Raw genomic sequence first — 15,922 nt, forward strand, 5'->3', positions numbered from 1 at the left:
GACATGTCCAAACCACTGGTTTCCATACAAAACTTAACTGCCGGATACAACGGGACTCCCGTTTTAAAGAATGTAAACCTCGACATACACCCAAAAGATTTTTTAGGTGTAATTGGCCCGAACGGAGGCGGAAAAACAACACTATCCAAGGTTTTGCTGGGGATTCTCAACCCGTTCTCCGGCCAAGTATCTTTTCCGTCAGGTCGCCCCAATATCGGCTACCTCCCGCAGGTTTCGCAAATAGATCATTCATTCCCGGTAACCGTAAAAGAGGTGATTCTCTCAGGGATGGCCCGTCCAAAAACCTGGTGGAAGCCCCTGAAGAAGGAGCATAAGGAAAAAGCCGATTATCTGATAAACAAAACAGGGCTCTCAGGCCTGGGAAACCGCCCGGTAGGCCAACTATCCGGAGGACAGTTTCAAAGGGCTTTGCTGGCCAGAGCCATCATAAACGAACCTCAGCTGCTGGTATTGGACGAACCCGATACTTTTGTGGACAGAAGTTTCGAAGGAGAACTCTACACACTCCTGGAAGAACTGAACAAAACAATGGCGATATTCCTGATATCCCACGACATAGGAACCATATCCTCCTTGGTAAAAACCATCGCCTGCGTAAATGGCACACTGCATTATCATCCGTCTAATGTACTGACGGCAGATGTACTAAAAGTGTACAACTGTCCCATTGACCTGATAGCACATGGTCCGGTGCCACACAGAGTACTGAAAGATCACGAATAACAAACACCATCTAACCAACATTGAGTCGCATAGAAAAAAAATGACCATGCAAAATATAATCTCACTCTTCGAATATCAATTTTTCCAAAACGCACTGATGGCCGCTATTCTGACAAGTGCACTGGCAGCCCTTGTAGGCACTTATATCGTAAGCCGCAAGGTTGTTTTTATCAGCGGAGGCATCACGCACGCTTCTTTCGGAGGTATTGGCATGGCCTATTTCTTTGGTTTGAACCCGTTTCTGGGTGCGGTGGTCTTCGCCATAGGCGCATCTTTGGGGATTGAATGGATTTCTACAAAAGGAAAAATGAGAGAAGACAGTGCCATCGCCATTTTATGGTCTCTGGGAATGGCTCTGGGAATCATATTTGTTTTCTTAACCCCCGGCTATACACCCAACTTGATGAGTTTTCTCTTCGGAAGCATTCTGTCAGTAGGGAAGGCAGATATAGTGGTACTGGCGGTGGTTCTGGTTGTTACCTCACTGTTCTTCATCATTTTCTACCGACCGGTTGTTGATACAGCTTTCGATCCGGAATTTGCGAGAACCAGAGGCATTCCGGTAACTTTTATCCGAAACAGCATGGCTATTCTGGTGGCCGTTGCCATTGTGTTATCCATTCGGGTAATGGGAATAATATTGGTACTAAGCATCTTTACCATTCCTCAAAACACGGCTCTTCTTTTTTATGGTAAATTTTCAGGTATCATAAAAGGATCGGTGCTTTTCGGTATCAGTGGCTCCATTCTGGGTTTAATCGCTGCATCTGCCTTTGACATACCGGGGAGCGCTGCCATTATCTTCATGCTCACCCTTCAGTTTCTCATCTCTAAAGGGGTTGCTCTGATTCAAAAGAGATAAAAGACCAATCAGGCCCCGGATAAGAAGGGGTGAAAATGGAATTACCTGTTACATTTTATTTCCCCGTTCTGTCTTTCCATCGTTCACGAATGAAGAGACTGCCAACACCCGCAACCAGAATATAGGTAGGATATAAAAATGAGATGGCAAGAAACCGGAATAATCCGGAAGAGACAGCAAAGAACCCTTTGCCCTGATTTAAGAGTATTCGATCTATAATAATTTTTAGAGACAGAACACCTAACCATAAAAAAGCGATTCTTACATCAATCATGGCAAGAAATGGAAGAATTGCCAGCCAGCTGTTGGTCACCAAAATCATCAAAGCAACCAGTTTTGCACGGGTATCTGTATAGCCTTTACTTTTTCCACCCCACCGCATCCGCTGCAGCAGAAAAGATTTCCACCCGGGGGCAGGATAAGTTTTTACCATTGCCTGCGCCGATTTCAGATAGGTAATTTTAAACCCCTCAGCCTTAAAAGCATGAAGAAGAAACACATCATCACCTGACAGATATTGTTCTCCGGGAATTTTCCGGGCTGTCTCCAGATAGGATTTCTTCTTAAAGGCAAGATTTGCCCCGCTTGAAATGACAGGAACACCGCAACCGGCAGCACCGGCAGTGACCATTTGCAGGGCCAGATAATCATTCTGCTGAAATGCCCCCCGAAAACCGTTTCCCCGTTCCATTCCAACCGGCATAATAATCATGTCAGGATTTTGACTGATGTAAGTTTCGGAAATGGTTTGAAGCCAGTCCCGCCCAAAATGACAATCAGCATCCGTCGCCACAATTAACTCCCCGGTAGCCGCAGAAACCCCATGTCGGAGTGCCGCCTTCTTCCCGTGTCCCCGCGAGGACTCCAAGTGCAGCCAGGAATACTCATGCATCAGCTCAGATAAGCAGTCCATCCCCTTATCGGTGGAATGATCATTGACCATAACCACCTCGAGATGATGAAAAGAAAACCGTTGTCTCGCAATTCCTTCCACAAGTCTTACCAAATTCTTTTCTTCATTCCTAAAGGGTATGACCACCGAGATAAAGACGCTCCGTTTCGAACGATGCTTTGTATTAATCTCTGGAAGCTGATTCCAGCCTTTCAGGAAAAAAAGAATCAACAAAACATAACCGGTCAGGAGTATAAATGTAGAAGCTAAAATCCAGATCATTTTGAAAAAGAAGCGGGTGGCTTTGTAAAAACAACGACCACCCGCATTATTTTATAAAAAAATAGTATTGTGAAGAAAAACCTGTTTAGTGAATCACTTTTTTGTAAGAATCCAGTTCTCCAACCTTTGCTCCTGCAGAACTTTTTCCTGAGCCTCTCTTGCTTTTAAAACCGACTCAAACGAAACAGCGCTTACAAGCACCATATTGTTGTGCGACAAAAGGGAAGCCTGCTCAAATCCATTTTCCTTAAGTCTCTTCACCAGCTTCTCTGCATTGGCCTCTTCCTTAAAGCTACCAACAATAATGTGATGCCTTGGGCCTTTGGTTTTCTCAGCCTCAGCCTTTTTCCGGGCTTCCTCTTCTTTGCGTAGTTGTTCCTCCTGGCGGGCTTTAACCATGGCAATGCTATCAGCTTTCCGTTGAGCAGCATTAGTGTCCACCACTTCCTTTTTCACCACTTTGGTTTCTTTCTTTTTATCCTCTCCGGTCCAGAAAATAAGGTACAATACAAAAAGTACAATGGGAATCAGAATCAGCAATGCGATCAACCAGGGAGGCAAACCACTACGTTTTTCTTTATGCACAACGGTGGTTTTCCCACCTGAAGCACCACCGTCGGCTTGCTTTTTCTGCCCACCCGTTTTCTCAGGTTTTACCGGCTGCTTTTTATCAGTTGCCCCTTTTTTTTCATCCAGATTCAGCAACTTACCATCACTTTTGACTTCTCCGCTCTTCTTATCTTTGGGAGTCTCTTCTTTAATTGTTTTTTCATCAACTGGCTCTTCAGGGGCATTACTGTCGATATCCAGCAACTGGGAATCCGGGCCCCCTTCTTTTAAATTTTTCTCCGTCTTCTCTTCAGGTAAAAGTTCTGCCAGGTGGGGATCCTGAGTGAATCGGAGAATCCCGTTTTGATCTTTGGTGAATGTACCAAGTTTATCGATGGTGTATTCTCCCTGTTCATCCAATTCCTTCTTAATCTTATCAACAAAATCAGAAACCATATCTGTGGCCTCTGTTGTTTCAATTCCTTTTTTGGTACTGACATGATTGATCAACAACCCGTCGTTAAAGCTCAGGAAATTATTGAATAACACAGTGGTACCACTATCTCGAGAGACGATAAAAGCACCGAAATTAGGTACAATGACCCGGTTATTACTTTTTATTAATTCAAGTAAATATTGTTCCATACCCCACTAATGGTTTTAAATACAATGATTTTCAGAAAATAAATATAGCGAGTTTTATACAAAAATAAAACTCTTTAATATTTTATGACCTGTAGCAAAGTTTTTTATTCGTGATAAATTACAAAGATGCATAGATAAAATCATATCCGGGATTAGTGAAGCTTTCGCCCATTCAGGGCTCTGTCCTACACCACTACTAAATCCGTAGGGAGGATACCATACACCATACACCTTTACAAAACTATTTTTTATGGAGGGTTGGTATTAATGAAGAAATAAATGCATCTCATACTACCAGTGCTTGTATAACCTTTTGAGAGATCAAAAATATGTCCATTCTGAAACTATTCTATAACAGAACGGCCTGAGAGCACCAGCCTGGGGCAACGCCCCGGTGAAAATGTAACAACTCCCCCTCTCATTATTGGTCATGTCGCGAACAATAATGAAATAACAGGTTCTTTTGGTCTGACCCGATAATCATTTGTAACTTTGTGGCAGGTTCGGAGTAATAACATCCGGGAAAGCAAAAGAAATTGTTACTGGGGCAATGGTTAAAATCAAGTCAGATATAGAAGGTTTTCAGGCAACACGACCTGTATTGACCATGGGAATGTTTGATGGTGTTCACAAAGGACACCTGGCGCTTTTAACATCAGTAATTGAAAAAGCCAGACAGATCAATGGAGAATCTGTGGTACTTACATTCTGGCCACACCCCAGAATTGTTCTGAGTCAGGAACCGGAAAAGCTTCGACTATTGACAACCCTGGAAGAAAAAACCCGCTTATTGAGTGAAGCAGGTATCGACCACATCATCATTTTACCTTTCACAAAAGAATTCTCGTCCCTGACGGCACAGGAATTTATCCAACAACACCTGGTGGACAAAATCGGTATCAGCCATTTAGTTGCAGGATACAACCATCGTTTTGGTCATGGCGGGATTTCCCGGTCGGGGTTGGAAAAGCTGGCACAAGAACACCATTTTGGACTGGGCTTCTATGGCCCGGTGGTCATCGACGGCGTAAAACCCAGCTCCACAACCATTCGTCGCCATATTAGTGATGGAGATGTTTGGGAAGCCTCACGCTTTCTGGGACGGTATTATTCTATAAAAGGACGAATCGTAGGAGGGAAACGGCTGGGACGACAACTTGGATACCCCACTGCCAACATCCGGATGGATGACTCCATCAAACTAATACCGCACGACGGAGTGTATGCCTGTAAGGTACACCTGCTGGGAAAAAGTTACGGAGGAATGCTCAATATTGGAGGCAGACCAACGATTGACGGAGAAAACAGTGAAAAATCTCTGGAAGTACATATTTTTAATTTTAACAGAGAAGTGTATGCCGAAGAGATTCGCGTGGAATTTGTTGCACGCACCCGGCCGGAGATAAAGTTTTCAAATATTGATGGACTGAAAGAGCGATTGCGACAGGACGAAGTGGAAGTAAAGTCCATTCTCCTGGAAAAAGGAGTCCTTCCGCCCAGGTAAATCATTTTTAAAGCCTGCTTCTCCAATTTGACAGCATGACCCGTTACTCATTTCAAATACTTTCACAATCAAGACCTTATTAGATGTCAGATCTATTTTGTAACTTTGCATCCTGATTTTGAAAAATCTATTATAACAACCTGCTCAAAAGGCGGGAATCACCGTAAGGAAAAAACACATCACAACAACAGATACTTAAATCATATGGATTACAAAATTAAAGACATATCTCTGGCTGAATATGGCCGGAAAGAAATTGAAATCGCAGAGAAGGAGATGCCCGGGTTGATGGCATTGCGTGAGAAATTTGCAGAAGAAGCACCTCTGCGCGGAGCAAAAATCATGGGATCGTTACACATGACCGTGCAAACTGCGGTATTGATTGAAACCCTGACAGCACTTGGCGCTGATGTTCGTTGGGCCAGCTGCAACATTTATTCCACTCAGGATCATGCTGCAGCAGCAATTGCTAAGTCGGGAGTACCGGTTTTTGCCTGGAAAGGTGAAACCCTCGAAGAGTACTGGTGGTGTACCGAACAGGCATTAAATTTTGGCGACGGACAAGGTCCCGATTTGATTGTGGACGATGGAGGTGATGCCACCATGATGATACACAAAGGAGTGGAAGCAGAGAAAAACCCTGCCATCCTGGAAAAAGATTACAGTGGCGAGGGCGAAGACTTCCGCGAGTTGATGGCACTTCTCAAGCGTCTGCACACCAGCAAAAGCGACCGCTGGCAAAAAGTAGCCAAAGGGCTGAAAGGGGTAAGTGAAGAAACCACCACAGGGGTACACAGATTGTACCAGATGATGGAACGCAAAGAGTTGTTATTCCCCGCCATCAATGTGAATGACTCGGTAACCAAATCAAAATTCGACAACCTTTACGGATGCCGCGAAAGTCTGGCCGACGGAATCAAACGTGCCACCGATGTAATGGTAGCCGGAAAAACAGTTCTGGTATGTGGATTCGGTGATGTAGGCAAAGGCTGTGCCCAGAGCATGCGTGGATTTGGTGCCCGTGTGTTGATTACTGAAATCGACCCCATTTGTGCCCTTCAGGCAGCTATGGAAGGATATGAAGTCACCACAGTGGAAGAGGCGGTAAAAGAATCCGATATTTTCATCACTGCAACCGGAAACCGCGACATTATCACCGTGGAACACATGGGCCAGATGAAAGATATGGCGATTGTTTGTAATATTGGCCACTTCGACAATGAGATTCAGGTGGAGAAACTGGAAAATCTTCCGGGAATTGAAGAGACGAATATCAAACCACAGGTAGATAAATTTACTTTCAGTGACGGACACAGCATTGTTCTTCTTTCCCGTGGTCGTCTGGTGAACCTGGGAAATGCCACCGGGCACCCAAGTTTCGTAATGAGTAACTCATTCACCAACCAGACACTGGCTCAGCTGGATCTGTGGAAAAACAATTATGAAATTGGTGTTTATACGCTTTCCAAGAAACTGGACGAGGAAGTAGCTCGTTTACACCTCGGCAAACTGGGTGTTAAACTTACCGAGTTGACACCCGAGCAGGCCGATTATATCGGGGTAACCCCGGAAGGTCCTTACAAGCCGGAGCATTACAGGTATTAGAATCAAATTCTACCATTAAATAGTTTTTGTCCTTAAAGTACCACTTGCGTCCCCAAAAGATCGGGGCAGACTGGTACGCTTGCCGCCAAAGTACTCATCCCGATTGTGCTTTTTTTAAGGTTTTTTGAACAAAAAACCTTAAAAAAGCTACTTCAGGACTCCGTCTTTGGTGGCTTTGCAAGCCTGACAATTGGTGCTTTCTGAACGGACACAGCTCTAATTACCATTTTTCCCGACTTTATTGACGAACCCTAAATACAAAGAGGCTGTCCAAAAAGTAAGGTTTTGATATCATTCTGAGTGCCTACCTCAATTAAATTTTGGAAGGTAACAATCTGATATGCTCAATATTAAAACTCGATGAAAGGTTATTTGTTGAGCTGCTATATACCTTTTTGGACAACCCCGTTTTTTTGCTTCCGTATTACAAAAGTAAAATTTAGTACCCGGACGATACCACAAGCATATTGTTGGCACTGACACCTGTTTCATATACATGCAGATTCCGTGAGGAAGGGCCTTCAATAACTTCCCCGTAAGGAGATGCTAACAGGAATTGAGATCCGCAACATGAACAGACAGCAATAGAAGGATCCTCGTCCACATTTACAGTCAAACTACAACCCGTACTTTTTTCATGAGGACACATCAAATCGAAAGCATAATAGGTTCCACCTGAATTGTAAACCACAATGCCATTAACCCCTACAAGATCATTCATCATATCGCGCCGGGCAGTAAATACACTTTTTGAATATTCAGCATAACTCAGATCAAAATATCCGACAAAGCTGCGCCTCGGAAAATCATCGCGCACGGCATCACTGCATGAAAAGAATGTCAGAAAAAAGGCAAAAACAATTGCCACTCTGATAAACCTACCCTTAAATTGAAGAAACATTGCACTCATACAAAAAAGAACATCAGCGGTATAAAATTTGAGAACTTTCTTTGGTTAAGTCAAAAGTTGGGGCTAATTTAGGACTTTAATTTCAAACAATAAGCTTTCATTAAATGGATGGCATCGGTGAGATAATATACATCATCATCATGGTGGTGATATTCATCTTTTCGGCTTTAAAGAGGAAAAAGCCTGAAAGGAATGATATGCCTGTGCCCGAAGATCAGGAATCAAGAAGCCCATTTGATGAAGTATTCAGTCCTTTCAAAGAAATTTTTGAAGACGAAGAACCCATTCCGCAAGAGCGTCCTCAAAAACAGCAATCTGAAGAAGAACCGGCTGCCGTGGATAAGGCGAGAAAAAGTCTGAAAGGTGCACCATTTGTAAAAGAAGACTACGTATTTACAGCAAATGCATCACCCACAGACTCCCGACGACAAAGAAAGAATCAGTCGCCGGGAAGACAGGAAAACCTTAAATCAGAAGAATCAGGATCTTTAGGAGTAAAAAAAGAAGTTCATAACAACTTAAACGACTGGTTCGACTTAAAAGAGGCAGTCATCTATTCTGAAATTCTCAAAAGACCCGATTATTAGGAACTTCCACCCCATCATTGTCCGGACTTAATTTTTTTATACCAACAACATTTGCTAAATTTGTAGCAAAGAGTCCCGGACTATAATATAGTCTCAGGGATTCTTTTCTTTTTATATACCCACGATAAATTAGTAAACAGGTTTTAGATCATAGTAATTAGATAATCTGACAAGATTGATTATCTGAAAGCAAATAACAATAAATAATTTCAAATAAATAGGAGGATTAAACAATGTCTAATGTAAGTTACATAACCCAGGCAGGGTTAAAAAAGCTTCGTGAAGAGTTGGTTCAGCTGGAATCGGTTGAACGCCCTAACATCTCTAAGCAAATTGCCGAAGCCCGCGACAAGGGCGACCTTTCAGAAAATGCAGAATATGATGCAGCCAAGGAAGCCCAGGGGCTTTTGGAAATGCGCATTGCCAAACTGAAGGAGACCATTGCCAGCAGCCGCATCATTGATGAGTCGAAGATTGACACCTCAAAGGTTCAGATGTTGAACAAGGTAAAAATCAAGAACCTCAAAAATAACGCAGTTATGACCTACACCCTGGTTTCAGAATCAGAAGCCGACCTGAAGGCCGGAAAAATTTCTGTTTCCACGCCAATCGCACAGGGATTGATGGGGAAAAAAGTAGGCGACAAAGTGGAGATTAAAGTACCATCAGGTGTAATGCCTTTTGAAATCGTTGATATTTCTTTGTAATTTCACAAAAACAAAGAAATCATTTCTCATAAATTTCATTGAGCTATGGCAACCATTTTTTCGAAAATTGCAGCAGGAGAAATTCCCAGCTATAAAATTGCAGAGGACGACCGATTCTATGCTTTTCTGGACATCAATCCGCTGGCCAAAGGACATACATTGGTTATTCCAAGACAGGAAACAGATTATCTGTTCGAACTGGACGATCAGCTTCTGGCCGATATGATGGTTTTTTCCAAAAAGGTAGCGCTGGCTATTGAAAAAGCAATTCCCTGCAAGCGCATCGGAGTGGCAGTACTGGGACTTGAAGTCCCACACGCACACATCCACCTGGTGCCACTAAATGCAGAATCGGATATTAGTTTTTCAAAACCAAAACTGCAACTGCCCAACGAAGAGATGGGAGCAATTGCTGAAAAAATCCGGTCAGGTTTTTAGGAAGTAAAACAACATACTTCTAAAAAGCCGTCCCCGAAGCGTCAAAACTTCGGGGACGGCTTTTTTATTGGGCCACTGGCCCTCCCCTGGCCCTTCCCACGGAGGGGGATTAATAACTCTAATAATTGCAGGGGTTTACTTTGGGGGTCATCTTCTTTCTATTTCACCCGTCCGGGATTTTGGCGGATGAATTCTTTCCAGCTTTTGGCTCCTCCACTACTCACCAGATTTTGTTTCTGGAAAAAGTGACAAACAGCGGCAGCCAGTCCGTCTGTGGCATCCAGGTATTTGGGCATTTCCTCCAACTTTAAGTATTGCTGCAGAAACATAGCTACCTGTTCTTTCGAGGCATTACCACGACCGGTGATGGCTTGTTTAATCCGAAGAGGAGCATATTCAAAGATGGGCATTGAGCGGGAAAGTGCAGCAGCCATAGCCACTCCCTGGGCACGCCCCAGTTTGAGCATCGACTGCACATTTTTGCCGTAAAAAGGAGCTTCAATGGCGAGCTCATCGGGATGGTACGAATCAATCAAACTTACCACCCGCTCAAATATTTTTTGAAGTTTCAAATAATGATCTTTGTACTTGGCCAGTTCCACAGCACCCATAGCAACCAGTTTCGGGGTTTTCCCTGTAACCTCAATAATCCCATACCCCATAACGGTCGTGCCGGGGTCAATCCCAAGGATGATTTTCTCAGCAGGTATTTTGGCCATAAAGGACTCCTAATCTATCTTAATTAATACCGAATTGAAATTGGTTACACTTTCCCCAAACCGGGCTCTAAAACGGCTGAACACAGGAGCCGACTCCTGTTGCAAAGTTTTCAATTCTGCCGGTGTGGAGCAACGTATCTGAACAGAGAAAACCAACATCTCCTGATTTACATCCGATTCCACTTCAAAAATCTCTTTACTACTCCCAGGAACCTGTTCCAACACAAAAGGAAAAAATACTTCATCAAGCCAGGCTTCCCAATCGGAACGATACTCTTCGGTAGTGTAAAAAGATGCGTTGAATATATGTCGTTTGTTTGTCATATCTAGGTTATAAACCCTCTTGGGCGAATTTAGGTGGTTCCTATTTGATACCCGTCTAACGATGTAAAAGTCATGTGTCTGGTCAAAAAGTGCCAGTTGCTAAGCCTGCCCTGATCCTTCGGGGACGCAAATGGTACTTAATGGACAGACTCTTCTATTTAGCCTTTCTATAAACTAAGCAAATTCTGTTTTTAGAAGTGTGTTTGTTCAGAAAGTGCCAGTTACAAGTCTTGCGAAGTCCGAAAATACGGAGTTTACTTTTCGTAAATGAGTACTTTCGGACAAGCGTAACGCAGTAGATGGTACTTTATGGATAGACACGTCTATTTAATCAGTTCAGTTCCCATAAACGGAACCAACACTTTCGGAACTCTGATTCCCTCAGGGGTCTGATTATTTTCCAGAATAGCGGCAACAATACGCGGAAGTGCCAATGCACTACCATTCAATGTATGTGCCAGCTGAGGTTTCTTTTCACCAGCTTTACGGAAGCGCAACTTCAAACGATTGGCCTGATAGGTCTCAAAATTGGATACAGAACTTACCTCCAGCCATCGTTTCTGCGCTGCTGAATAAACCTCAAAATCAAAAGTCAACGCAGAAGTAAAGCTCAGATCGCCTCCACAAAGGCGAAGTATGCGCCAGGGCAGCTCAAGTTTTTCCACCACCGACTGAACATGAGCAACCATCTGGTCCAAAATCTCATAAGAGTTATCAGGATGTGCGACCTGTACAATTTCCACCTTATCAAACTGATGAAGTCTGTTCAACCCCCGTACATGCGCCCCCCAGGAACCAGCCTCCCTCCGGAAACAGGCCGAGTAAGCACATTGCTTTACCGGTAGATCTTTCTCATCCAGCACCACATCCCGGAATATGTTGGTCACAGGCACTTCGGCGGTAGGAATCAGATAGAGGTTATCCTCTGTAACATGATACATCTGGCCTTCCTTATCGGGAAGCTGTCCGGTACCAAAACCTGAATCTTCATTAACCAAGAGCGGTGGAAGGACTTCATTATATCCCGCTTTTGTTGCCTCATCAAGAAAGAAATTGATGAGCGCACGCTGCAGACGGGCCCCCCATCCTTTATACACCGGAAAGCCGGCACCTGTCAGCTTGGTTCCCAGTTCAAAGTCAATTAGGTCATATTTGGACGCCAGTTCCCAGTGAGGCAGGGCATCTTCAAGCGTTGGAATTTCTCCCCCCTCGCGCTCAACCAGGTTATCATCCTCTCCCTTCCCTTCGGGAACAGTTGAATGGGGAAGGTTAGGAACCTGCACCAATAATTTCTGAATATCAGATTCTATCTCCGCAAGTTTTCCATTCAGTACACGAATCTCCTCCTTCAAAGCACCTGTTTTCTCCCGAGCTTCATTGGCTTCCTCTGTTTTTCCTGATTTAAAAAGCTGTCCAATGGATTTAGACAGGGTATTCAGTTCATTCTGCTTCTTATCCGCCTCAGCCTGAGTCGATTTTCGATCATTATCGGCAGTGATAATTTTATTCACAATTTCACCGGCATCAAACCTCTTGGTTTTCAATCGGGTCACAACATCCTCCCGGTTTTCCTGAATGTACTTGAGTGTGAGCATATTTTCAATATAAGATTATTATTAATTAGTGCTTTTCCATAAAGTCACGTTTGCTTCCCCGAAGAATTGGGGGATGCTTTGGAAACTCAACTTTCTGAACCTACACAGCTCCTATTATCATTTTTCCCGACTTTTTAGACGGAATCTAAATGGGGTTTTCTGAAAAAAATCAGAAGTCCCACATTTAATTTCTTTTTATTGTCCTTTTTGGCATTGCCCCAAAAAGAACGAAAAAAGGCTAGTCCGCTTAAACCTATCAACCCGCTAAAGCCAAAATTTCCGGCCATTGCGCAAGGCCATGAACGTCGCCCATTTTGTCTTCACGCCATACGCCGGCCCGGAAAGCGGACAGGCCACCGCGTCTTTGAACAGTAAACATATTCTAATCACAGAAGAATTCTATCGATTAGAAATATATTAAGAAAAATCCTCATCCCTTTTCAATCATCCTAATCTCTGTATCTTTGCGTCTTAGCGTTTAATTAAACAAGACACAAAAAATCTCCTGAATTTGTTACGAAAGTAACAAAAACAGGAGATTCAAAGAATTTTTTTACGAATAAACTTATTCTGCAGCTGCCGGATCAACAGAAACAAAAGACTTGTCTCCCTGTCTTTTACGGAAAACAACTGTTCCGTCGGTCAGTGCAAAAAGCGTGTGGTCTTTTCCCATGCCTACATTATCGCCCGGGTGATGCTGAGTACCACGCTGACGTACAATAATGTTACCGGCTTTAACGCCCTGGCCGCCAAAAATCTTAACGCCCAAACGTTTACTTTCTGATTCGCGTCCGTTTCTGGAGCTACCTACACCTTTCTTATGTGCCATATTGCATTAATTTTTTTTCGTGATTAACCTTCAATGTTTTCGATCTGAATCTGGCTCAGATACTGACGGTGTCCGTTTTTCTTACGATACCCCTTGCGGCGTTTCTTTTTGAAAACGATTACTTTTTCGCCTTTCAGATGGGCCAATACTTTGGCAGTAACTTTGGCACCTTCCAAAACGGGAGCACCAATCTTCACATCACCATCGTTGTCAACCATCAAAACCTGGTCAAACTCTACTGAGGCTCCTTCTTCTGCATTGAGGCGGTTCACATAGACTTTACGGTCTTTCTCAACTTTGAATTGCTGGCCTCCAATGGATACAATTGCGTACATTGAAATACAATTTTAAGATTCTCTCCGACAGGTGGTTTCCTTCCTGGAAATCTCTTTTCTACCCATACGGATTATTTCGGTCTGCAAAGGTAGTAACTTTTTCTTTTTATCAAAAACACCTTAAGTATTTCTTTTAAAAAGGATCACGATTGTTCGGAGAAACTGATTCTCTGCGAACCATGCATCTTATTATTCGCTAAAAAATGAGGATGCCTAAAAACAAATCATTAATTTTGTAGCCTCCAAGACTAAAAATACTAAGCTGATGCAGAGAACAAAGGTAGCAGACCTTCTGAGGTCGAAAGAAATTGGAAAGCCATTCACCGTGAAAGGCTGGGTACGTACCCGCAGAGGAAACAAACATGTAAATTTTGTGGCCCTGAATGATGGGTCTGGCATCAATAATCTCCAGGTGGTTGTGGATATGGAACAATTTGACGAGGCATTGGTACGCCGCATCACCACAGGAGCCGCCATTTCGGTGGACGGAGAGTTGCAGGAATCGCAGGGCGCCGGACAGAATGTGGAGTTACTCGCCAAATCCATCGAGATTCTGGGAGACAGTGATCCCGATAAATATCCGCTTCAGCCCAAAAAACATTCACTCGAATTCTTGCGTGAGATAGCCCACTTGCGTTTTCGCACCAATACATTTGGAGCCATCACACGTGTGCGTCATGCCATGATTTTTGCGGTACACGAATTTTTCAATAAGAAAGGGTTTTACAATATTCATACCCCCATCATTACCGCTTCGGATGCTGAAGGAGCCGGTGAGATGTTTCAGGTTACCACCCTGGACATCGACAACCTGCCACGCACAGAGGAGGGAGAGATTGATTACTCCAAAGATTTCTTCGGAAAACCAACCAACCTGACGGTTTCCGGTCAGCTCGAAGGAGAACTTGCCGCATTGGCCATGTCTGAAATTTACACATTCGGACCAACCTTCAGAGCCGAGAACTCCAACACCACTCGTCACCTGTCGGAATTCTGGATGATTGAACCCGAAATGGCTTTCTATGAATTGACGGACAACATGGATCTGGCTGAAGAGTTTTTGAAGTATCTCATTCAATATGCACTTGATAATTGCATGGATGATCTTCAGTTTTTGAGTCAGAGACTGCAACAGGAAGAAAAAGGAAAGAAGGATACCGAAAAGTCAATGGAGCTGATTGAGAAGCTGAAATTTGTTCTGGAGAATGATTTTATCAGGTTGACTTATGAGGAAGCCATTAACGTATTGGAAAATTCCAAGCCCAACAAAAAGGGAAAATTCCAATATCCTGTAAAGGGTTTTGGAACTGATCTGCAATCGGAGCATGAACGTTACCTGGTGGAAAAACACTTCAAAAAACCGGTCATCCTCACCGATTATCCCAAGGAGATTAAGGCTTTTTACATGAAGCTGAACGATGACAACAAAACCGTTCGTGCCATGGACGTCCTTTTCCCCCAAATTGGAGAAATCATCGGAGGCTCACAGCGTGAAGAGAGTTACGAGAAACTCACCGCACGCATGGCCGAAATGAACATCCCGGAAGAGGAGATGTGGTGGTTTCTGGATACCCGCCGTTTCGGAACCGTACCGCACAGTGGATTTGGCCTTGGGTTTGAACGCCTGATGCTGTTCGTTACCGGCATGACCAACATTCGCGACGTGATTCCGTTCCCAAGAGCACCTAAAAGTGCCGAGTTTTAATCGCATATAGCATTTGAGAATAGCATCCGGCTTTCGTCGGGTTATCTATATCCATTCCATTATCTACCCCTCGATTCCGATCGAGGGGTTTTTTGTTTATCATCTGAAAACAATAGATCGTTAGATTTTAGAAGTTAGGAATTAGAGAAAATCGTAAGACATTGACATTCTGTATTTTATCGAAAACACTCATTTAAACTTAAAGATTTAATTTCCAGAGCTTTGAAAAAGTTTAACGGACTATTGTGAAAAAGAAAGAGTTCAATATACACGATTGCATTCCATCCATCCTGACGAATCCTGAATGACGAAATGCCCATTTTGACTTTCTTCCCTATTTAATGTCTGTCTATAGAGTCACGTTTGCTTCATTATGCTTGCCGCCAAAATACTCATTTACCCAAGGAACCTGCGCTTTTAGCTCCTTCGAATGCCTTGCAAACGCAACTTTCCGGACGAGCACAGCTTCAATTACAATTTTTCCAGAATTTATTTAGCCTGGTTTATTCATGAGTTTTCGTTATGAGATGTTTAAATACCAATTAATTCAGGCAGCCGCAGATAAAATTGACAAAGGGAATAGTGAACTATTTTCAAATCAATTTTATCGAGGACGCCAAAATTTAGAAGGTAGTTGAACATCGCAATAGATAATTTATGAATAATCCAGGTTAGGAACCGCTGAAAAAG

The 15,922-nt window shown here is 43.3% G+C and carries 16 protein-coding genes; 8 read left to right on the forward strand and 8 right to left on the reverse strand.

Annotation, left to right across the window (positions count from 1 at the left end; translation table 11 throughout):
• The first annotated feature begins 3 nt into the window (after positions 1-3).
• Together BY457_RS04015 and BY457_RS04020 are read left to right on the forward strand one after the other, a co-directional pair.
• Positions 4-744, forward strand: a complete 741-nt coding sequence (locus BY457_RS04015) for a metal ABC transporter ATP-binding protein (RefSeq protein WP_106152038.1) — start codon at positions 4-6, stop codon at positions 742-744.
• 46 nt (positions 745-790) lie between these two features.
• The gene (locus BY457_RS04020) at positions 791-1,606 is read left to right on the forward strand and encodes a metal ABC transporter permease (RefSeq protein WP_106152182.1); all 816 of its coding nucleotides are present in this window, start codon (positions 791-793) and stop codon (positions 1,604-1,606) included.
• A 55-nt stretch (positions 1,607-1,661) separates the two neighbouring features.
• On the opposite strand, the gene BY457_RS04025 is transcribed toward BY457_RS04020, so the two are convergent.
• A complete protein-coding gene (locus BY457_RS04025; RefSeq protein ID WP_106152039.1) occupies positions 1,662-2,780 on the reverse strand; it encodes a glycosyltransferase in 1,119 nt (372 codons plus the stop codon).
• 93 nt (positions 2,781-2,873) lie between these two features.
• Positions 2,874-3,974, reverse strand: a complete 1,101-nt coding sequence (locus BY457_RS04030) for an HU family DNA-binding protein (RefSeq protein ID WP_106152040.1) — start codon at positions 3,972-3,974, stop codon at positions 2,874-2,876.
• A gap of 550 nt (positions 3,975-4,524) precedes the next feature.
• Here BY457_RS04030 and BY457_RS04035 point away from each other — a divergent pair.
• Both BY457_RS04035 and ahcY read left to right on the forward strand, forming a co-directional pair.
• Positions 4,525-5,478: a bifunctional riboflavin kinase/FAD synthetase gene (locus tag BY457_RS04035; protein ID WP_106152041.1), complete on the forward strand. Its 954-nt coding sequence runs from the start codon at positions 4,525-4,527 to the stop codon at positions 5,476-5,478.
• Positions 5,479-5,682: 204 nt separating this feature from the next.
• The gene (gene ahcY, locus BY457_RS04040) at positions 5,683-7,083 is read left to right on the forward strand and encodes an adenosylhomocysteinase (RefSeq protein WP_106152042.1); all 1,401 of its coding nucleotides are present in this window, start codon (positions 5,683-5,685) and stop codon (positions 7,081-7,083) included.
• A 439-nt stretch (positions 7,084-7,522) separates the two neighbouring features.
• Here the strand turns inward: ahcY and BY457_RS04050 are convergent, their stop codons facing one another.
• Positions 7,523-7,993 (reverse strand): Rieske (2Fe-2S) protein, encoded by a 471-nt coding sequence (locus BY457_RS04050; RefSeq protein WP_106152043.1) that lies wholly within the window; start codon positions 7,991-7,993, stop codon positions 7,523-7,525.
• Between the two features lie 104 nt (positions 7,994-8,097).
• Here BY457_RS04050 and BY457_RS04055 point away from each other — a divergent pair, with 104 nt between their 5' ends.
• The 3 genes from BY457_RS04055 to BY457_RS04065 all read left to right on the forward strand — a co-directional run bounded on the left by BY457_RS04055 (position 8,098) and on the right by BY457_RS04065 (position 9,725).
• Positions 8,098-8,580 carry a hypothetical protein gene (locus BY457_RS04055; protein ID WP_106152044.1) on the forward strand — a complete coding sequence of 161 codons (483 nt, stop codon included), beginning with the start codon at positions 8,098-8,100 and terminating at the stop codon, positions 8,578-8,580.
• A 233-nt stretch (positions 8,581-8,813) separates the two neighbouring features.
• Positions 8,814-9,287, forward strand: coding sequence for a transcription elongation factor GreA (greA, locus tag BY457_RS04060; protein WP_106152045.1), 474 nt, complete (start codon positions 8,814-8,816; stop codon positions 9,285-9,287).
• Positions 9,288-9,332: 45 nt separating this feature from the next.
• Positions 9,333-9,725 (forward strand): HIT family protein, encoded by a 393-nt coding sequence (locus tag BY457_RS04065; RefSeq protein WP_106152046.1) that lies wholly within the window; start codon positions 9,333-9,335, stop codon positions 9,723-9,725.
• 158 nt (positions 9,726-9,883) lie between these two features.
• Here the strand turns inward: BY457_RS04065 and ruvC are convergent, their stop codons facing one another.
• From ruvC to rplU, 5 genes are all read right to left on the reverse strand, one after another.
• Positions 9,884-10,444 (reverse strand): crossover junction endodeoxyribonuclease RuvC, encoded by a 561-nt coding sequence (gene ruvC, locus BY457_RS04070; RefSeq protein WP_010662085.1) that lies wholly within the window; start codon positions 10,442-10,444, stop codon positions 9,884-9,886.
• A 9-nt stretch (positions 10,445-10,453) separates the two neighbouring features.
• On the reverse strand, positions 10,454-10,768 hold the full coding sequence (locus BY457_RS04075) for a DUF4286 family protein (RefSeq protein ID WP_106152047.1): 315 nt from the start codon (positions 10,766-10,768) through the stop codon (positions 10,454-10,456).
• Positions 10,769-11,091: 323 nt separating this feature from the next.
• Complete coding sequence (gene serS / locus BY457_RS04080) at positions 11,092-12,363, reverse strand: serine--tRNA ligase (RefSeq protein WP_106152048.1); 1,272 nt, start codon at positions 12,361-12,363, stop codon at positions 11,092-11,094.
• Between the two features lie 565 nt (positions 12,364-12,928).
• Complete coding sequence (gene rpmA, locus BY457_RS04090; RefSeq protein ID WP_010662088.1) at positions 12,929-13,192, reverse strand: 50S ribosomal protein L27; 264 nt, start codon at positions 13,190-13,192, stop codon at positions 12,929-12,931.
• Between the two features lie 23 nt (positions 13,193-13,215).
• Complete coding sequence (gene rplU / locus BY457_RS04095; protein WP_010662089.1) at positions 13,216-13,527, reverse strand: 50S ribosomal protein L21; 312 nt, start codon at positions 13,525-13,527, stop codon at positions 13,216-13,218.
• 265 nt (positions 13,528-13,792) lie between these two features.
• On the opposite strand from rplU, the gene asnS reads away from it, so the two are divergent.
• A complete protein-coding gene (gene asnS / locus BY457_RS04100; protein ID WP_106152049.1) occupies positions 13,793-15,232 on the forward strand; it encodes an asparagine--tRNA ligase in 1,440 nt (479 codons plus the stop codon).
• The last annotated feature ends 690 nt before the right edge of the window (positions 15,233-15,922 follow it).

Source organism: Marinilabilia salmonicolor, assembly GCF_003003035.1.
In the GTDB taxonomy this organism is placed as follows: Bacteria; Bacteroidota; Bacteroidia; order Bacteroidales; family Marinilabiliaceae; genus Marinilabilia; species Marinilabilia salmonicolor_A.